The sequence below is a fragment of the Nitrosomonas nitrosa genome (genome assembly GCF_003051105.1).
Classification (GTDB): domain Bacteria; phylum Pseudomonadota; class Gammaproteobacteria; order Burkholderiales; family Nitrosomonadaceae; genus Nitrosomonas; species Nitrosomonas nitrosa.
On the sequence record NZ_QAOO01000006.1, the window covers coordinates 84,494 to 101,071 of the forward strand.

At 48.1% G+C, this 16,578-nt stretch carries 22 protein-coding genes and 1 tRNA gene; 12 read left to right on the forward strand and 11 right to left on the reverse strand.

What is annotated here, in order from left to right; genetic code table 11:
• Window positions 1-103 precede the first annotated feature (103 nt).
• The gene (locus tag C8R30_RS04505; RefSeq protein ID WP_107783331.1) at window positions 104-607 is read left to right on the forward strand and encodes a DUF4156 domain-containing protein; all 504 of its coding nucleotides are present in this window, start codon (window positions 104-106) and stop codon (window positions 605-607) included.
• Window positions 608-723: 116 nt separating this feature from the next.
• Here C8R30_RS04505 and C8R30_RS04510 read toward each other — a convergent pair whose 3' ends face one another.
• The 3 genes from C8R30_RS04510 to C8R30_RS04520 all read right to left on the reverse strand — a co-directional run bounded on the left by C8R30_RS04510 (window position 724) and on the right by C8R30_RS04520 (window position 3,346).
• Complete coding sequence (locus C8R30_RS04510) at window positions 724-1,911, reverse strand: hypothetical protein (RefSeq protein ID WP_107789638.1); 1,188 nt, start codon at window positions 1,909-1,911, stop codon at window positions 724-726.
• Window positions 1,904-2,443, reverse strand: coding sequence for a hypothetical protein (locus C8R30_RS04515; RefSeq protein ID WP_107789639.1), 540 nt, complete (start codon window positions 2,441-2,443; stop codon window positions 1,904-1,906). Before C8R30_RS04515 ends, C8R30_RS04510 begins: the two co-directional genes overlap by 8 nt.
• Window positions 2,444-2,689: 246 nt before the next feature.
• Complete coding sequence (locus C8R30_RS04520; RefSeq protein WP_107789640.1) at window positions 2,690-3,346, reverse strand: thiopurine S-methyltransferase; 657 nt, start codon at window positions 3,344-3,346, stop codon at window positions 2,690-2,692.
• A gap of 3 nt (window positions 3,347-3,349) precedes the next feature.
• On the opposite strand from C8R30_RS04520, the gene C8R30_RS15710 reads away from it, so the two are divergent.
• Complete coding sequence (locus C8R30_RS15710) at window positions 3,350-3,532, forward strand: hypothetical protein (protein WP_146162677.1); 183 nt, start codon at window positions 3,350-3,352, stop codon at window positions 3,530-3,532.
• Window positions 3,533-3,940: 408 nt separating this feature from the next.
• Here C8R30_RS15710 and C8R30_RS04525 read toward each other — a convergent pair whose 3' ends face one another.
• Window positions 3,941-4,219, reverse strand: a complete 279-nt coding sequence (locus C8R30_RS04525; protein WP_107789641.1) for an HU family DNA-binding protein — start codon at window positions 4,217-4,219, stop codon at window positions 3,941-3,943.
• A 140-nt stretch (window positions 4,220-4,359) separates the two neighbouring features.
• On the opposite strand from C8R30_RS04525, the gene C8R30_RS04530 reads away from it, so the two are divergent.
• Window positions 4,360-4,569, forward strand: a complete 210-nt coding sequence (locus C8R30_RS04530; protein WP_090670981.1) for a TA system antitoxin ParD family protein — start codon at window positions 4,360-4,362, stop codon at window positions 4,567-4,569.
• Window positions 4,569-4,850: a type II toxin-antitoxin system RelE/ParE family toxin gene (locus C8R30_RS04535; RefSeq protein ID WP_107789642.1), complete on the forward strand. Its 282-nt coding sequence runs from the start codon at window positions 4,569-4,571 to the stop codon at window positions 4,848-4,850. Before C8R30_RS04530 ends, C8R30_RS04535 begins: the two co-directional genes overlap by 1 nt.
• Before the next feature lie 378 nt (window positions 4,851-5,228).
• On the opposite strand, the gene C8R30_RS04545 is transcribed toward C8R30_RS04535, so the two are convergent.
• Both C8R30_RS04545 and C8R30_RS04550 read right to left on the reverse strand, forming a co-directional pair.
• Window positions 5,229-6,728, reverse strand: coding sequence for a carboxypeptidase M32 (locus tag C8R30_RS04545; RefSeq protein WP_107789643.1), 1,500 nt, complete (start codon window positions 6,726-6,728; stop codon window positions 5,229-5,231).
• A gap of 233 nt (window positions 6,729-6,961) precedes the next feature.
• A complete protein-coding gene (locus C8R30_RS04550; RefSeq protein WP_107783339.1) occupies window positions 6,962-7,570 on the reverse strand; it encodes a DUF4202 domain-containing protein in 609 nt (202 codons plus the stop codon).
• 166 nt (window positions 7,571-7,736) lie between these two features.
• Between C8R30_RS04550 and msrB the strand changes: the two genes are divergently transcribed.
• Window positions 7,737-8,255: a peptide-methionine (R)-S-oxide reductase MsrB gene (msrB, locus tag C8R30_RS04555; RefSeq protein WP_107789644.1), complete on the forward strand. Its 519-nt coding sequence runs from the start codon at window positions 7,737-7,739 to the stop codon at window positions 8,253-8,255.
• Window positions 8,256-8,498: 243 nt separating this feature from the next.
• Here msrB and bfr read toward each other — a convergent pair whose 3' ends face one another.
• Window positions 8,499-8,963: a bacterioferritin gene (gene bfr, locus C8R30_RS04560; protein ID WP_090670997.1), complete on the reverse strand. Its 465-nt coding sequence runs from the start codon at window positions 8,961-8,963 to the stop codon at window positions 8,499-8,501.
• 10 nt (window positions 8,964-8,973) lie between these two features.
• Complete coding sequence (locus tag C8R30_RS04565) at window positions 8,974-9,198, reverse strand: bacterioferritin-associated ferredoxin (protein ID WP_107783340.1); 225 nt, start codon at window positions 9,196-9,198, stop codon at window positions 8,974-8,976.
• Window positions 9,199-9,451: 253 nt separating this feature from the next.
• Between C8R30_RS04565 and wecB the strand changes: the two genes are divergently transcribed.
• The 6 genes from wecB (at window position 9,452) to C8R30_RS04595 (ending at window position 15,196) form a co-directional block, all read left to right on the forward strand.
• The gene (wecB, locus tag C8R30_RS04570; protein WP_107789645.1) at window positions 9,452-10,570 is read left to right on the forward strand and encodes a non-hydrolyzing UDP-N-acetylglucosamine 2-epimerase; all 1,119 of its coding nucleotides are present in this window, start codon (window positions 9,452-9,454) and stop codon (window positions 10,568-10,570) included.
• 69 nt (window positions 10,571-10,639) lie between these two features.
• A complete protein-coding gene (locus C8R30_RS04575) occupies window positions 10,640-12,088 on the forward strand; it encodes a mannose-1-phosphate guanylyltransferase/mannose-6-phosphate isomerase (RefSeq protein WP_107789646.1) in 1,449 nt (482 codons plus the stop codon).
• Between the two features lie 175 nt (window positions 12,089-12,263).
• The gene (locus tag C8R30_RS04580) at window positions 12,264-12,533 is read left to right on the forward strand and encodes an FmdB family zinc ribbon protein (protein WP_107789647.1); all 270 of its coding nucleotides are present in this window, start codon (window positions 12,264-12,266) and stop codon (window positions 12,531-12,533) included.
• A gap of 144 nt (window positions 12,534-12,677) precedes the next feature.
• Complete coding sequence (aspS, locus tag C8R30_RS04585) at window positions 12,678-14,459, forward strand: aspartate--tRNA ligase (protein WP_107789648.1); 1,782 nt, start codon at window positions 12,678-12,680, stop codon at window positions 14,457-14,459.
• Between the two features lie 17 nt (window positions 14,460-14,476).
• Entirely contained in the window at window positions 14,477-14,923 is a 447-nt protein-coding gene (nudB, locus tag C8R30_RS04590; RefSeq protein WP_107789649.1) for a dihydroneopterin triphosphate diphosphatase, read from the forward strand.
• A 197-nt stretch (window positions 14,924-15,120) separates the two neighbouring features.
• Window positions 15,121-15,196, forward strand: a tRNA-Lys gene (locus C8R30_RS04595).
• Between the two features lie 116 nt (window positions 15,197-15,312).
• Here the strand turns inward: C8R30_RS04595 and C8R30_RS16375 are convergent.
• Window positions 15,313-15,438: a hypothetical protein gene (locus C8R30_RS16375; RefSeq protein ID WP_258191932.1), complete on the reverse strand. Its 126-nt coding sequence runs from the start codon at window positions 15,436-15,438 to the stop codon at window positions 15,313-15,315.
• Between the two features lie 96 nt (window positions 15,439-15,534).
• On the opposite strand from C8R30_RS16375, the gene C8R30_RS15820 reads away from it, so the two are divergent.
• Complete coding sequence (locus tag C8R30_RS15820; protein WP_181258699.1) at window positions 15,535-15,672, forward strand: hypothetical protein; 138 nt, start codon at window positions 15,535-15,537, stop codon at window positions 15,670-15,672.
• A gap of 62 nt (window positions 15,673-15,734) precedes the next feature.
• On the opposite strand, the gene C8R30_RS04600 is transcribed toward C8R30_RS15820, so the two are convergent.
• Window positions 15,735-16,022, reverse strand: a complete 288-nt coding sequence (locus C8R30_RS04600) for a HigA family addiction module antitoxin (RefSeq protein ID WP_090671020.1) — start codon at window positions 16,020-16,022, stop codon at window positions 15,735-15,737.
• Window positions 16,023-16,034: 12 nt separating this feature from the next.
• Window positions 16,035-16,313, reverse strand: a complete 279-nt coding sequence (locus C8R30_RS04605; RefSeq protein WP_090671024.1) for a type II toxin-antitoxin system RelE/ParE family toxin — start codon at window positions 16,311-16,313, stop codon at window positions 16,035-16,037.
• Between the last annotated feature and the right edge of the window lie 265 nt (window positions 16,314-16,578).

Genomic DNA, 16,578 nt, shown 5'->3' on the forward strand with positions numbered 1-16,578 from the left:
TTTTCGTTCAGCCATCGCTGAGAAAATTATCCTTTTTATCTTCGAAGAAAGTGAGTAAAGGCAAATTATTTTTTGTTAACTTTTTCTTTGTGAGCGATTACTTATGCGTATTATGGTGAAATTCAAATTGTGGGTTAGCCAACGATTCCAGCATGGGGTGTACAAAAGCGCTGTGCGGCGCGTACCTGACGTGGGGCGATTCCGGTTAGCTGCTGGCTCGATGCGTGCATCGTGTACAGTCAAGGCATTGCTGGAGCGATCCATTTGTGTGGTAGCGCTGTGCTGTTTTGTATCGACGGGTCATGCTTCAACTCCAGCCCCAGCCCCTAACGATCCAACAACGGTCATGATATTGCTGGGCGAGCAGGATCTTACAAGCTGTAAGTTGTTGGGGAATGTGACGGGCTCCTCGCTGGACAGTGAGAACGAAGCTTCTTACCCGGTGCGGCTGATGTCGGCCAGAAACAAATTGAGAAACGAAGCGGCTAGCCTGGGGGGTAACACGGTGCACGTGAGACAGATCGATGCCAGAAATGCAGGCCGGTTTGAGATACCTGGAACCGATAAAAAAATCACCTTTACTGGACAAGCTTATTTTTGCGAATAACTCTGCCCGGTAAAGTTAACCGAGTGCATGCTTTGGATCATGCGTTTGCCAGAACGTGTCTGGCACAGACAGCCGGGCACTATTCATGTTTCTTTCCCGATGGATGGGAGGCAAGGCTAAGCAGTGACCGGCCAATATTCCAGGCCGGTTTGAGTCAAGCCTACCAGGTCGATATTCGCTTGGTTGAGCGGTGTGTCTGCCGCCATGACGCCAATGGAAGCGGTAGTGTAAATGGAATGATCCAATAATTCTATGTAGTAAGCGGCTTCCTCGGCACTAGGGGCGAAACCTACAACATTTTCATAAAGCAGATTGACGACCATCGCATGGTTGGTAGCGTCTGCTCCAAGCGCTGTCTCGATGGCCAGTTGCATTAACTCCTCAAAGTGCATACCGTTATCGAGCAAATGCAAACCGATTCCCGCATACACTTTGTTCGATATGGATTCTGGGCCGAATACCGCACCCAGTATCTTTGCGGTGATACCTGCATTTCCATTGAGGTCGAGTGCGAGGGCGGTATTGCTAAAAAGAATGCGTTCAATATCGATGAGCGCATCAGAGCCCTCCCATCCGCCATTGGTGTGTTCGATCAACCAGCTTTCATCAGGACGCTTTGCTAAGTGGTATTCAGCAGCATTACCGTGATATCGAGCACTATCGAGCGCTTCCTTGCCGATTAACACGTCATCACCTCCAAAGCCAGTTAGGGTATCTCGGCCTGCACCGCCTTCAATGATATGGGATTGGTCATGGTTGGCAGTGAACGGTGTCTGGTAGCCTTGGAACACAGCCATATATTCATTGGCAGTGGTTCCATTGCCATCAGCGGGACTGAATACCGCGCCCGATAGCAGATAGCCCTTTAGCCCGGCTACATCGGATGATTGGCTGCCTGTTCCTATTAGGTGTGAAGCGGCCAACATGCCAGAGACCGTGATCAAATTACCATTCAGGATTTGCCCGGCGTACTTATCGAGCCCCAGAAAGGTGATTCGCCCCCATAACGTATCGTGCCACTCGCGCACGATGATTTCTTGTGCCGCACCGTTATGAAGATAATCCTGCTTGCTCGTTATGCCGTTTTTTCCTGACCAGTTACCCACCCAATCATTTCTGAATAGATTGTGGTCACTGTTATCGAAACTGTAATACCCCAGATCAAAAAGCGCCGCCTCACCAAACTGATATTTTCCAATATAACCATATCGATTCTCCGTATCATAGTTCTGAACCCCACCGGGAATACTGGAAGATTCCTTGAACCCAAGCAAATCGAAATAATCCTGATAAGTGTTAGTCACAATGATCGCTCCTATGCTGAAACCGAATGATTTCGTCCGTTTGTTTTAGATCGCCATTTTTCCAGCGATAGCGCATATATTCATTTGCTGTGGGAAGACCGGTTTTATCCCTGGGTTTGATCGCAATGTTATGGAAACCATTATTGCTCCTATCATCGAGTATCAGGATATCGGCAGAGCCGCTGCGTGCGGTCTGATACGCCAGTTTTTCATTTTCCGGATCGAGTTGGAAAAAGATAAGATGGCACCCGCCTTGACCGCACATACCGGTACCCGATAAATAAAGAATGGTCTCCTCGAGACCGTCATCGTTGAGATCGTATTTTGCGATTTTTCCTTTGGGATGTTTTGTAGGAAATTTGTTGAGGGCGGATTGCCAACTCGCTGCAATGATCGCTGGCACCCCCGCCTCGTTGATCAGCGCGCTGACTTGTTCGTGGGTTATGTTTTCGAATTCGAGCTTGACGAGACATTTTTCTTGCGCCCAGGCGGGAGTAGCTAGCATGGCCGTGATAAGCAGTAAAAAAATCAAGAAAACCCCTTGACATCATGAAATAATCCACACTTTTTTTCTGAGGTCATTATATGCCGGCTAAGTATCCGTTAATATAGGAAAAATTATAATTATTTGATTTGTAAATATTATTTTATTTGTTTTAAATTTAATCAATTTGTAAAAAGATATTACGAACAGCTATCTTAGCGCAGCTATGTACATGTTATCCACAAGTTTATCCCCAGAAAATGTGGACAAGATACGGGGGCAATTATCGTGCATTCACCGAAGCGTCAGCAAAAAGATAGCTTCCTGTATTCGACTCAACCCCCGTTCCCGGAAACGTTGGTTCTGCTCGAGCACGTCCAGCTTAGCCAATAATTGTATCTCGGCATGGTCATGATAGAGTGCTTGCACTTCTTCCGGTGAAACCGCATAAGGCGGCCCCGCCATTTCAGACTGGGGATAATCGAAAGTGATGAGCAAGATTTTTGTCGCAGACGGCAAAATTGTCGCTAGGTGATGAACATAGCGCTTGCGCATCTCGGGGGGTAGGGCAACCATAGAGGCGCGATCGTATACAGCGCGTACATTTTTGAGGTCGGCTTGACTCAATTCAAAAAAATTGCCGTGCAGGATCGTGATGCCGTCCGTCTCATAATGATTGAACTGTCCACGGATCACGTGCTGGGGAACGAGATCGTTCTCTTTGAAGAAAGTGTGTACCGCAAACTCACTCAACTCGATACCCAGCACCGCGTGTCCCTGCTCGTGCAGCCAGATCATATCGCGGCTTTTCCCACAGAGCGGAACAAATACCTTGTCACCATGCGCAATATGGAGCGTATCCCAATACTGACGCAAATAGGGATTCACTTCATCCTGGTGAAAGCCGATTTCACCTTGTTTCCAACGGCTTATCCAATAATCATCTTCCATTTTATGTCCATAAATTTAGTAAAAACCATCAGCAAGCAATCCGCTAGTGACTGCACAAGACTAACACGAGAACAAAGATGGGTGCTGGAGGTCTTGCTGGCCGATCTGGATGTACCGGATCGATACCAATCCCCTCAAGCGTGTGCTCTGCACCATTCCGATAAAACGAAAGATTTGGAAAATTAGCAAGAACGATGACAACTGTACAGCTCAGCTACCTAAACAAACGGGCCACTAGGACCCTGAAGGTAAATCAGAAAAATCTGCGGATGATAGATGGATCCGGAAAATTAGTTGCTAGGCTCTATAATCCTACCAATTATAGAAAACGGCAAAGCCTGTTATAAACATTCATCACCAAGATAATCGAATTGTCGTGTTCGGCAGGCAGGCGGCTGCGCTACAAGAACGTGCAGCCGACATTCCACAAGCTGCTACACCCTTGCAGTATCACACCACGTACGGCGGCATGCAGACCAAGGATCCATGATGTCCGGCATGGCTTCGCCGTTAGCACCATCATTGATGGCTACAAGGCAGGTGAGCCCGGGGAGCGGAAAAGGCCGCTCCCTGTGGGTTTTGGTTTTAACTCGGCTATTTCTTGGCAACTGCACTTTTGAAGGTTGCACCGGCAGAGAATTTGGGCACGGTTGTCGCAGCAATCGAAAGTTTCTCGCCTGTTCTGGGATTCTTGCCTTCCCGGGCAGCGCGTTCGGTTGTTTTGAACGAACCAAAACCGGGCAGCGTGACATCATCACCGTTACTTACGGTCTCAACGATGGTATCCAGCGCAGCGTTCAAGGCACGACCTGCATCAGCTTTGGTTAAGTTGGCGCGGATGGCAATCTGCTCAATCAATTCAGTCTTGTTCATCGCTTCAAATCCTCCTGTGGGTTGAGAAGCCAGCAGTATAGCCGTTTAGCTTTGTTGCCAGCGTGAAAGCCGATGAGAAAACATCAAGGTTACTTTATGGAACCTATTGGACTATAATGGGCTTTTAGCAGGAGAATGCCATGTCTATAAACGTAAAGTTGTCAGAGGAGCTGGTTGCTCAGGCCAAACGTTACGCACAAATTCAGCATCGCTCGGTACCCAAGCAAATCGAATATTGGTCGCAGATTGGCAGAATCGCCGAAGAGAATCCCGATTTACCGTTTAGCGTGATCCGCGATATCCTGCTCGCTGATCAGGAGGAGCCTGTCGGCGAATATAAGTTCGGCTGATGCGACTGCTTGTTACCCCTACATTTGAGCGTGCTGTAAAAAAGCTGCATCCCAAACAAAAATCTGAACTGCTGGATGAAGCAGTGCGCACCATCGCTAACCATCCTGAGTACGGTGAAGCGAAGGTGGGAGATCTACAAGGCATTCGAGTCTACAAGTTCCATTTATCGAACCAGTTGTGCATGCTGGCTTACCGTATTCTCGATGAGAATAGCCTGAAACTGCTAACCTTTGGTCCGCACGAGCATTTTTATCGCGATCTCAAGCGGCAAGACAAGTAATTTTTCAGGCTACAGCGGCTTCGCGCTGCAAAGCCACGTCAGCAAAGGTTTGTTCGCATCCAGCTAGGATTGCCTGTTTGCCAGTCCAGTCCTGCCAGCGGCGTACAATCACATCACAATACATAGATAGGATCGAGTTCCAACAGTCGGGCCTGACGCCCCGACTTCTCAGCAGCGATTAGCGTGCTAATATATTGATTGTGGATTGTTTTTGTTGATGATCGTTGCGCTTAATACCTTGGTTGATTGTGTTTATGTAAATTTTTCCGACAACATGAGAGCAAGTTGCACATCAAACGGTTGATTTGCTGCATTGGCTAAGAAAAAAAGTCCCTGGTGCTACAAATGGAAATTGGCGCATTTTGTTGGCTAGAACCTCTACAAATATTTTCGCTTCAAGTACGCAAGAAAAGGCTGCGACGACAGGTCTTGGCCGGTTACGCGTTGGATCAGCTCCTGCGGGAACAGGCTTGAGCCGTGCTGATGGATGTTTTCCTTCAGCCACGTATGCAGGGTGCTGAAATCTCCCTGTGTCATCGCTTGTGGAATTTCCGGGTGTGCTTTGAGTGCGCCGTCGTAGCACTGTGCGCTGAAGAGGTTGCCAATCGTATAACCTTGGAACATGCCGCCGACACTTCCATAATACCAATGGACATCCTGCAGGCAGCCCTGGGTGTCGGATGGCGGGCGCATGCCGAGGTCGGCTTCGTATCGGGCGTTCCATGCGCTAGGTAGATCCTTGACCGCAAGTGAGCCGTCTAATAGCTGTGCTTCGATATCGAAGCGTATCATGACGTGCAGATTGTAGGTCACTTCATCGGCCTCGGTTCGAATCAACGAAGGCTCTACGCGATTGATGCCGCGATAGAATTCGTCCAGAGAAACGTCTTGCAGCGTCTCGGCGAAATGGGCTTGCAGGTGGGGATAAAAATATGTCCAGAATTCGCGCGACCGGCCTACCAGGTTTTCCCACAGACGGCTCTGGCTTTCGTGGATTCCGGCGGAAATACCGTGACCCAGAATGGTTCCGTCCAGGTGTGGCGAAAGCCCCAGTTCATAGAAGGCATGACCAGATTCATGAATGGTGCTGAAAAGGCCGTCACAGAGGTTCGTTTCGTCGATTCGGGTCGTGATACGGACATCTCCCGCGCCAAGCTTGGTCATGAAGGGGTGATGGGTGAGATCCTGGCGCCCGCGATTGAAGTCGTAGCCGATTTGCTTGGCCAGCCAATTCAAAAATTCCATTTGTCGGGACTTGGGATAGGTTCGTGACAAAAAGTCGGTGCGCGGTTTTTCGCGAGATGACAATTCGCGGACCAATGGCACGAGTTCCCGTCGAAGGTCGGCAAAAAGCGTCTTGAGACTCGCCGTGGTCATGCCGGGATCGGCATCTTCGATGTGCGGGTCCATGGGATGATCCCATGCCGTTTCGCCGGCGTTGAAAAAATCCGAGATGGCCCGTGAGTAGATGACAGTCTTTTGCAAAAAGGGAGCTACCGCGTTGAAGTCATTCGATTTACGCGCGTGCACCCAAATGTCGTAAGACGCGGCCATGTGTTGAAGAAATTCAGCCTTGAAAGCGGAGGGAATTTTCGACGCGCGGGTAAACTGTCGCTGGGCCAGGCGTAGGAATGCCCGATCGTCAGCGGTCAATGTCGCATCTGGTATTCCCGATGCGGTTTCGAGAAGGGCGGCTACCGCCGGATCGGTCAGTTTTTCGTGGGCAACCTTCTCGACTGTGGCGATCATGCGGCCGCGTGCGGTTGCTCCATCCCGAGGCATGTAGGTCGACATATCCCAATGGAGCACGGAACCTGCCTGCCGCAGATCATCGATTTCGGCAAACCGGGCTTTTAAAGACTCAAGGGCTGGATGCATGAGGGTAGTATCCTTTTTGTGGTGAGTGGTGCTGGATCATAGGAAACGAAAGTATAAGAAAGCGAGTAAGGTGTCAAACGCATCGACAAGTGGTCATGGGCTCAACAGCTTATGCGCGTTTGCCAGCAAATCATGTGGGTTTTCAACCACAGCGAAGCTTGGGAGGAGGGGCTTCGTCTATTGGATAAACGAATAGTCAAGCGCTAACCCGCAAGCTTATGCATGCAGGGCATTCAATGATACTCTGCTATTGCCTTCTGGATTGTTGGAGCTAGTGAATCAGGAAATTTGATGTGCCCGGCGAGCGCGTATCGATGGGCACGGCCAGACATTTTGCGCCAAATTTTGTGGATGATATCGATCCATTTACGCTCGTCGTACTCGGGGTGCTTGTCAGCAAAATCAAGCAGGTAGTATTCGAAGAACACCAAGCCGGCAATATCTTCCAATAGTTGGCTATCTGGATTTGTTTTGAGCGACTTCTTGCCAACAGCCCGGCTCACACGATCGATCAATTGATCTTCATATCCAGCCTTTGTGAGTAGATCGGCAATCGTTTCGGCATGAAATTTGTTCAACCCAGCGCGCCATTGATGGTAACCCTTACGATTCATCGGGTAATCACTTCGTGGTGATTGCCAGCGTTGGATATGTTGTGCACGTGCTGCCAGCTTCATAGCGTCATCGGCTTCAGGGGCGTAGCGCTCGAGCATGTCTGACATGCGGTGCGAGTAAAGCAGTTCTTTTGGCCAGTCTTTTCCTTCGCTGATTTCCCGATTAGGGTCTTCACTATTTGCCGCGTCTATCAGCGCTTTTGCTTTGTCGAAGCATTGTTTTGTCATATGGTTGGCTTGCCACTCTGGTTTCAGTGACTTTCAGTGAACTGTTGAAAATCGGTGAGTCAATCGATGCATGAACCATTGAAACTACGAATAAATTATAATTCAAGCAATTGGCTCATACCGGAGCCCATTGAAAAAGTACCCTTGTTGATTTAGAGAAAATGTCATGAAACGACGCACTTTGTTACAAGCGCTTGCCGTGGCAGCCGTGTTTCCGCTGATTCCTGCATGCTTCCGGGCGCAAGTGGTTGGAGAGGCTGCCCATCCGATTACACCCCTCAACAAAACTCGCAAGGAATGGCGCGAATTGCTCTCAGCCAGGGCATATCAAATACTGTTTGAAGAGGCGACTGAAAGACCCGAATCCAGTAATTTGGTTTATGAAGATCGTGAGGGCACTTATATATGTGCTGCCTGTTATTTGCCATTGTTCGAAAGCGCGCATAAATACGAAAGTTGGACAGGCTGGCCAAGTTTTACCCAGCCTATTGCTGGGCACGTGGCGACAAAAACCGACTTCAAGATGATCTGGCCACGCAAGGAGTATCACTGCGTGCGCTGTGGAGGTCACCAGGGTCATGTGTTCAGCGATGGCCCGCCTCCCCGGGGAGAACGCTGGTGCAACAATGGTATAGCGCTAAATTTTGTACCAAAAGATGAACAACTGCCTGCGCTAAGAAGCTGATCGGCGAGTTCTGCTTCTGCCATATCCCCGCTTTGCAATTTAGTTGATAGTTGAGGAGCTGCGTGCACTCTTTTATCACTCTTTTATCAAAGGGGGCGTGTTTAAACAGAGGCGAATTCAACTTTGAATTCGCCCTGAAAGTTTGGTGCGGAAATATAGGTGCTTATTCGAGAAAAGGGATGAAATGAATTACTAAAAGCGCTCCGTAGCTGGTTAGGCAAAGTCAGTGGTAGTTTGGAAAAATTACATCTGGCTTTGTAGCCAATTTTCGCTGCCTACTTTTTGCATCACGCCTAATTGCGTTTCCAGCCAATCGATATGTTCTTCGGTATCTTCCAGAATATGCTCAAGAATTTCACGCGACACATAATCTTGCACTTTCTCGCAATCCGCTATGGCGGCGATGAGTGTTTCGCGCGATGAATTTTCCAGATTGAGATCGCAAGTGATGCATTCCTGGGCAGATTCACCGATGAGCAGCTTTCCGAGTTCTTGTAAATTCGGCAATCCATCCAAAAACAAGATGCGCTCGATCAGTTTGTCGGCATGTTTCATTTCCTCGATCGATTCGTGGTACTCGTGTTCTCCAAGCTTGTCAAATCCCCAGTTTTTATACATACGGGCATGAAGGAAATATTGATTGATCGCGGTCAATTCCTGCTGTAATTGGCGGTTTAACCAGCGAATGATGTCTGCGTTGCCTTTCATAACTGTCTCCTCAGACGGTTGGCTCGCAAGAACGAGCAGATTTGGGTAGCTGAGGGCGAGCCGAGGCTTCTTGTAACAGTGTTTGATCTAATACCATTTTTGCATGGCAGGCACAGATCCCGCATTGTTCTGTAACGCCTAGACTGGCTTTGAGATCCCGCATTCGCTCCGCGCCTTGCTGTACGGCTTCGCGAATCGCATGATCAGTAACCCCCTTGCAGACACAAATATACATGAAACACGCCTTTTGTCGACTGGTTAACGTTCGATAGTTAATGGTAAAAATAGCGCAAACAATTTTGCTAATGAGAATGATTCGTAATTATATTCATATTTGGAGAGAATGCAAGCAATCGTTGTTAAAAAATCTAGAGCGAATGATTCTTGCAAATAAACTCGCAAAATTGACCGAATTCTCGCCTGAACTTAACACTATATGATTTACAATCATCGCCAATCTCAATCTATTGGTGGAAGTGAGGATGACAATGCAAAAGAAAATTTATCTCGTTGCGGGTGCTCGGCCCAATTTCATGAAGATCGCGCCGATTGTAAGAGCTTTGCAGGAAAGTGGGGATTTAGCCTATCGAATTGTTCATACGGGGCAGCACTACGATCGCGAGATGAACGAGGTGTTTTTCGAGGAGCTCGGGATTCCTGAACCGGATATTTTCATGGCGGCAGGCGGGGGCAGCCATTCTCAGCAAACAGCTAAGATCATGTTGGCATTTGAGGAATATTGCCAAGAAGAACGCCCTGACGCGATCGTTGTGGTGGGGGATGTCAATTCGACGCTTGCCTGCTCTATTACCGCTAAAAAAATGCATATTCCGGTTGCGCATGTGGAAGCGGGTTTGCGTAGTGGCGATATAAAGATGCCGGAAGAAATCAACCGACTGGTTACAGATAGTATTTCAGATTGGTTTTTTGTGACGGAGCCAAGCGGCATCACTCATTTACGCAGGGAAGGGAAGCCCGAAGAAGCCATTCACCATGTCGGGCATGTCATGGTTGACAATCTGCTTTATCAAATCAATAAATTAGCTCAAACCCAGTTAGGGGCTTCCGAGACGAGCGAATTCAAAGCGGCGCAGACCAAGCGCGCAAAACGCTATGGCGTCATAACTTTGCATCGCCCTAGTAATGTGGATGATATCGAAGTCTTTTCGCGGATCAGCAAGGCGTTGAAAGAAATCTCTGCAGAGCTGCCCTTGATCTTTCCGGCCCACCCCAGAACACGTGATAATTTGAAAAAATTTGGTATCGATCTTGGGGAGAATATTGCATTGGTCGGTCCGCAAGCGTACATGCCTTTTCTCGATTTATGGAAGGATGCTGCTGTTGTATTGACGGACAGCGGGGGATTGCAAGAGGAGACGACCGCCTTGGGCGTGCCATGTATTACGATTCGTGAGAATACCGAGCGCCCCATCACGGTTGAGGAAGGTACCAACACATTGGTTGGTACGGATCCTGCCCGGATCACCGCCGAAGTGGATAAAATTTTGCGCGGCGAAGGTAAGCAGGGGCGTCGGCCGCAATTGTGGGACGGAAAGGCAGCGGAGCGTATCGTCGACGTGCTGGTATCCGAGCTTCATCGCAATTGAAACAAAATTGTTTGACATCGTGATCAGTCAGTTTGATATCACTTTAATCGTTAGGAATTGAGAATAATTATGCAATCGTTAGTTCCCGTAGTGCTTTCCGGTGGATCGGGCACCCGTTTATGGCCACTTTCGCGTGAACGATATCCTAAGCAACTGCTGTCTCTGGTAAACAATGATACATTGCTACAAGCAACGGTGCGCCGCTTGGATGGGTTGACGGGGGTGCAGATCCAGGCACCTCTCATTGTGTGCAATGAGGAGTATCGTTTCGTGATAGCCGAACAACTCAGGGTTATTGGCAAAGAATGCAATATTTTATTGGAACCTGCGGGAAGAAACACCGCTCCTGCATTGACGCTGGCTGCTTTGGCTGCGATCCGTAATGCAGCCGATCCCGTTTTGCTGGTCATGCCGTCCGATCATGTCATCGTGGATAATTCCGCTTTTCAAGCGTGTGTGCGCAAAGGTATGGGGCTTGCGGAAGAAGGTGCGGTGATTACGTTTGGTATTACCCCGGATGCACCCGAGACCGGTTATGGCTATATCCAATCGGGTAAGGCAATGGCCGCCGAAGGCGCTTTTCGTATCGCCCGCTTTGTTGAAAAACCTGATTTGGCGACAGCGCAGGCTTATCTGGATGATGGTTCGTATTTATGGAATAGTGGCATTTTCATGATGCGGGCTTCAGTCTGGTTATCGGCTATCGAACATTGCCATCCGGATATTTTGGTTGCATGTCGTGCGGCATGGGATCAAGGCTCCGTGGATGGTGATTTTTTGCGAGTAGACAAGACCGCATTCATGCTATGTCCGAATGATTCCATCGATTATGCCGTCATGGAAAAACTTGCCGAGAATAGAAGCGAATTGCCTGCTGGTGTGGTTATTCCGCTTTCGGTAGGGTGGTCTGATGTCGGTGCTTGGGATTCACTCTGGCAGGTATTGCCCAAAGATCCCTCCGGAAACGTGACGCGTGGCGACGTGTTGCTGCATGAATGCCAGAATACACTGGTGATTTCTGAGAATCGGCTGGTGGCCTGCGTCGGTGTAGATGATTTGGCCGTGATTGAAACGCCGGATGCTATCTTGGTCGCACACAAAGATAGAACGCAGGATGTGAAGAAGATCGTCGATACTTTGAGACAGAGTGGCCGTACTGAGGTGTTGTTGCATCGAAAAATCTATCGTCCCTGGGGGTGGTATGACGCGGTAGATGCGGGAGAGCGTTTCCAGGTAAAACGCATCGTGGTCAAGCCGGGCGCGGCTTTATCCTTACAAATGCACCATCACCGTGCAGAACATTGGGTCGTCGTGCGGGGAACGGCAAAAGTGACGCGCGATGAGAGCAGTTATCTCGTCAGCGAAAATGAGTCCACTTATATTCCACTGGGTATTCGCCACCGTTTGGAAAACCCGGGCCGCTTACCGCTCGAGATGATCGAAGTTCAATCCGGTTCTTATTTGGGAGAAGACGATATCGTTCGCTTTGAAGACAAATATGGGAGAAACGAGCGTTAAAAAAACAAGTGTAAGGAGAAGTCTGGGCTCTTTAAAAAACGCCTTGAATCTATATATTATTTCCGCTGTTTGTTTTGAGTGCTGATCAAAACATTTTTCCCAATTATCAAATCAATCGAACGCAATGGTTAAAGTATAATACTGCTTTTTCCATTCAAGATTAATGGAGACCAAGATGCCTATTTACGAATATATTTGTCGATCATGCGGCCTAGAAAAAGAACATTTGCAAAAAATGAGCGATGCACCGATCGAGCTTTGCCCTGAATGCGGTAGCCATGATTATATTAAACAGATTTCCGCAGCTGGTTTTCAACTGAAAGGAAGTGGTTGGTACGTTACAGATTTTAAAAACAAACCGGTATCGGGAGCCAAATCAAAAACCGAATCTAAATCGGAATCCAAAACAGAAAGCCCTGCCCCATCTCCTGCAACAGCAGAATAGTGCGATAGGGATATACATCACTGTTGATTGGCATGGCGACCGACTTGGACACGCACACACCTGGGCTGAATATTTTCCTTTACTGAGGTTAATGCAGTAGGTCCATAGGTGTTTTTCTATTCTTGAACTAAAACAAATAACAATATGCGTACTAATTATTGTGGCGCCATTAATACTCATTATCTAAATCAAACGGTTACTCTTTGTGGATGGGTTCACCGTCGACGCGATCACGGTGGTGTGATTTTCATCGATTTGCGCGATCGGGAAGGTATCGTGCAAATCGTCTGTGATCCTGAAAATGCAGCTACTTTTCATGTTGCAGAAAAAATTCGCAATGAGTATGTGCTTAAAATTACCGGCGTAGTACGCCACCGCCCTGAAGGAACGGTCAATCTGACCATTCACACGGGTGAGATCGAAGTGCTGGTGAATTCGATTGAAATCCTTAATCCATCGCTTACACCGCCTTTTCAAATGGATGAAGAGAATTTGAGTGAAGCGATACGTTTGGAGTATCGCTATCTTGATTTGCGCCGGCCTGCCATGCAAAAAAATTTGCGTTTGCGTCACAGAGTCACCATGGCAGTGCGCTCGTACCTCGATCAGCAAGGCTTTATCGATGTCGAAACACCGATCTTGACCAAATCCACGCCTGAAGGCGCGCGGGATTATCTGGTTCCGTCACGCGTCAATGACGGTCATTTTTTTGCATTACCGCAATCTCCCCAATTATTCAAGCAGCTTCTGATGGTATCTGGGTTCGATCGTTACTATCAGATCACTCGCTGTTTTCGTGACGAGGACTTGCGTGCAGATCGACAACCCGAGTTTACTCAGATTGATATCGAAACCTCTTTTCTCAGTGAAAATGAGATCATGGCATTGATGGAAGAAATGATCCGCAATTTGTTCCGCGATGCTATCGGTATCGATTTGCCCGCTCCTTTTCCTCGCTTGAGTCATGAGGAAGCGATGTTCAAGTACGGCTCCGATAAACCGGATTTGCGCATACCGTTGGCTTTTACAGAACTCACTGATTTAATGCAGGATGTCCCTTTTCAGGTCTTTCGTGATGTCGCGCAAAAGCAAGGTGGGCGCGTAGCTGCATTGTGTGTTCCCAAGGGTGGAGAACTCTCCCGCAAGGAAATTGATGATTACACGCATTTTGTTGCCATTTACGGCGCAAAAGGGCTGGCCTATATCAAGATCAACAGCTTGGAAAAAGGCATGGAAGGATTGCAATCGCCTATTCTAAAATTCCTACCGGAAACCGTGATCAATGCCATCATCGAACGTACGGGCGCTCAAGCAGGCGATCTAATATTTTTTGGCGCTGACAAAGCCAAAGTCGTTAACGATGCCTTGGGTGCGTTGCGAGTCAAGATCGGGCATGATCGCAAATTGGTTAGCTCCGAGTGGAAGCCATTATGGGTGATTGACTTTCCGATGTTTGAGTGGGATGACGAAGATAATCGCTGGAAGGCGCTCCATCATCCGTTTACCTCACCGGCGGAGGGGCACGAAGACTTGCTGGCGACCGATCCTGGCAAAGCGCTTTCCAAGGCTTACGATATGGTATTGAATGGTGTGGAGATTGGGGGGGGGTCTGTGCGTATCCACCGCCAAGAGGTACAAACGAAAGTGTTCCAAGCTTTGAATATTTCGGATGAAGAGGCGAACGAAAAATTTGGCTTCCTGCTCAATGCGCTCCAATATGGGGCGCCTCCGCATGGTGGCATTGCATTCGGCCTCGATCGGATCGTTGCCATGATGTCTGGCACGGATTCAATTCGCGATGTGATTGCCTTCCCGAAAACGCAGCGAGCGCAATGCCTGCTGACGCAGGCGCCCAGCGCAGTTGAGGAGAAGCAACTCCGAGAATTGCATATTCGACTACGTAATTCTGGAGCGATAGCCACCTAAAATTGTAAATTCCGGCTGTGCCAGCTTACAAAAAACCTGTTTCCGTTTTGGTCGTCATTTACACGGCCGATCTGCAGGTGTTATTGCTGGAGCGCGCAGATCATCCAGGCTACTGGCAGTCGGTTACGGGCAGCCAGGATGAGGGGGAAACCTTGTTCGATACCGCGACCCGGGAAGTTAAGGAAGAAACTGGGCTCGATGCGGAAAATTTTGAGTTGACTGACTGGCATATACAAAACCAGTACGAAATTTTTCAGGAATGGCGCTGGCGTTATCCGCCCGGCGTCACGCATAACACCGAGCATGTATTCGGGTTGAAAGTGCCCAGTGCTATTCCCATAACCATCGCAGCGCGTGAACATCTGAGCAGTATTTGGTTGCCGTGGCAAGAAGCCGCAGAGAAGGTCTTTTCATGGAGTAACGCGCAGGCAATCCGAAGGCTCGGATCGAACCAGCAGTCATGAAAAAGCGTTAAATCATTCTGATTTCTCGGCTTTATTTAACGGCTAAAATTTTATGCTTAGCTTATTAATTGTCTCCATGGCTGGAGATGGAATCAGCGCCTGATTCGGTTTGTTAGAAAATTGATTTTATGTCTGTGCTTTTTATAGGCGATTGGGTATTTTATATTGCTGTATGAATTGATATAATGTCGTGCTTTGGGTCGTTAGCTCAGCTGGTAGAGCAGCGGACTTTTAATCCGTTGGTCGCGCGTTCGAATCGCGCACGGCCTACCAAATAAAATTGGGCACTTAATCAGAAAATGATTAAGTGCCTTTTTCTTTTATAGTCTCCATGTAGGAAAATAGTAGGAAATTTTTTCAATACTAAGTGGGGCTGCATGGAAAATATTTCAGTCATACTTGCGAGTGACACCAGCAAGAAACCCATCCACGCCTACGTTAAGTGCTTGCGTTGTGTTGCATTCAATCTCTACACGCAAACCGGTTGCGCGCTGTCGGTCTTTCACTCGCAACATTATTTGTTTTTCTGAGGCCAAGGAAGAAGCGTTGAAGCCCGGTGCGGTGAATGGCATGCTTGTGCAAGTGGGGCAATCAGCAAAAGGACTGGAAAAATGAATACAACCAACATCGCAACCATGATTGCGCCAAGTGATTCGATGTCACCTACTTTTGAAGCTGGAGATATTCTTGAAATTGACGTAAACGTAATGTCAATCAATCGAGTCGAGATTTATAAAATAGCTGATTAAGCTGCCCGATTTGTGCATTGCTGTGTCGTCTCTCTTTTTAAGAGGTTCGCTGAACCAGAGAATCAGACAGGCAATCTTTCCAGTGGTCTAATTTTGGGTCTTGGTTGCTGCTCTGCCTGCCATAAGTCCCACTGTGTTTGCATTCCTAACCAAACATCAGGGGTTGTGCCTAACCATGATGAAAGACGCAGCGCCATGCTAGCAGTAATGCCTGCCTTGCCGTTCAGCACTTTGGAAAGGGTGACACGGGAAACTTGCAATTCTTTTGCTGCTTGCGTTACCGTCATTTCTTCTGGTAGCCACTCCCGCAATACTTCGCCTGGATGGGCTGGGTTGTGCATTCTGCTCATGGGTAAATTCTCCTAATGGTAATCTTGATAATTGACTAAAACGGCATCTTCGCCTTCAAAAGTGAAAGTCATGCGCCAGTTCCCGGTTACCCGTACGGCATAGTGACCAGAATGATCGCCAGCCAATCCATGTAATTTCCAGCTTGGCGCGTTCATATCATCCGGTCGCTTTGCGTTGTCCAATGCGGTCAATAATATTCGTAGTTTTCCAGCATGGCTTGGTTGTATACCTGCCTTGCTTCCCGTCCTAAAAAAGGTCTCAAGTCCTTTGTGGCGAAAAGTCTTAATCATCTATAGAGTGTATATTGTAAACTAACACTTATCAATATGAAGCGATGCGCACCATTACTTTAATGATCATTTTGCTAACCGCAAAGTGGCTTGATCGGGTATGAAATTGATTCTTGCTTGTTACAATATCAAGACTTCTATTTTGCTATGCCACATCCTCAGTAGAACCAGTAGGCGTCGAATGTAACGCTTTCAGCGCACATCCTGTGGTTTATGTCCTTGGATTTGGGCTGAGATCCCTGCGGGTGTTTCTACCCATTCCGAC

Bases quoted from the DNA above. Each gene is read 5' to 3' on its own strand.
- C8R30_RS04600 (WP_090671020.1), bottom strand. From the start codon at position 16,022: ATGAGCAGAATGCACAACCCAGCCCATCCAGGCGAAGTATTGCGGGAG.
- C8R30_RS15820 (WP_181258699.1), top strand. From the start codon at position 15,535: ATGAATACAACCAACATCGCAACCATGATTGCGCCAAGTGATTCGATG.
- C8R30_RS04580 (WP_107789647.1), top strand. From the start codon at position 12,264: ATGCCTATTTACGAATATATTTGTCGATCATGCGGCCTAGAAAAAGAA.
- C8R30_RS15710 (WP_146162677.1), top strand. From the start codon at position 3,350: ATGTCCATAAATTTAGTAAAAACCATCAGCAAGCAATCCGCTAGTGAC.
- bfr (WP_090670997.1), bottom strand. From the start codon at position 8,963: ATGAAAGGCAACGCAGACATCATTCGCTGGTTAAACCGCCAATTACAG.
- msrB (WP_107789644.1), top strand. From the start codon at position 7,737: ATGAAACGACGCACTTTGTTACAAGCGCTTGCCGTGGCAGCCGTGTTT.
- C8R30_RS04505 (WP_107783331.1), top strand. From the start codon at position 104: ATGCGTATTATGGTGAAATTCAAATTGTGGGTTAGCCAACGATTCCAG.
- C8R30_RS04520 (WP_107789640.1), bottom strand. From the start codon at position 3,346: ATGGAAGATGATTATTGGATAAGCCGTTGGAAACAAGGTGAAATCGGC.
- aspS (WP_107789648.1), top strand. From the start codon at position 12,678: ATGCGTACTAATTATTGTGGCGCCATTAATACTCATTATCTAAATCAA.
- wecB (WP_107789645.1), top strand. From the start codon at position 9,452: ATGCAAAAGAAAATTTATCTCGTTGCGGGTGCTCGGCCCAATTTCATG.
- C8R30_RS16375 (WP_258191932.1), bottom strand. From the start codon at position 15,438: ATGTTGCGAGTGAAAGACCGACAGCGCGCAACCGGTTTGCGTGTAGAG.
- C8R30_RS04605 (WP_090671024.1), bottom strand. From the start codon at position 16,313: ATGATTAAGACTTTTCGCCACAAAGGACTTGAGACCTTTTTTAGGACG.
- C8R30_RS04535 (WP_107789642.1), top strand. From the start codon at position 4,569: ATGCGACTGCTTGTTACCCCTACATTTGAGCGTGCTGTAAAAAAGCTG.
- C8R30_RS04550 (WP_107783339.1), bottom strand. From the start codon at position 7,570: ATGACAAAACAATGCTTCGACAAAGCAAAAGCGCTGATAGACGCGGCA.
- C8R30_RS04575 (WP_107789646.1), top strand. From the start codon at position 10,640: ATGCAATCGTTAGTTCCCGTAGTGCTTTCCGGTGGATCGGGCACCCGT.
- C8R30_RS04530 (WP_090670981.1), top strand. From the start codon at position 4,360: ATGTCTATAAACGTAAAGTTGTCAGAGGAGCTGGTTGCTCAGGCCAAA.
- C8R30_RS04545 (WP_107789643.1), bottom strand. From the start codon at position 6,728: ATGCATCCAGCCCTTGAGTCTTTAAAAGCCCGGTTTGCCGAAATCGAT.
- C8R30_RS04565 (WP_107783340.1), bottom strand. From the start codon at position 9,198: ATGTATATTTGTGTCTGCAAGGGGGTTACTGATCATGCGATTCGCGAA.
- C8R30_RS04525 (WP_107789641.1), bottom strand. From the start codon at position 4,219: ATGAACAAGACTGAATTGATTGAGCAGATTGCCATCCGCGCCAACTTA.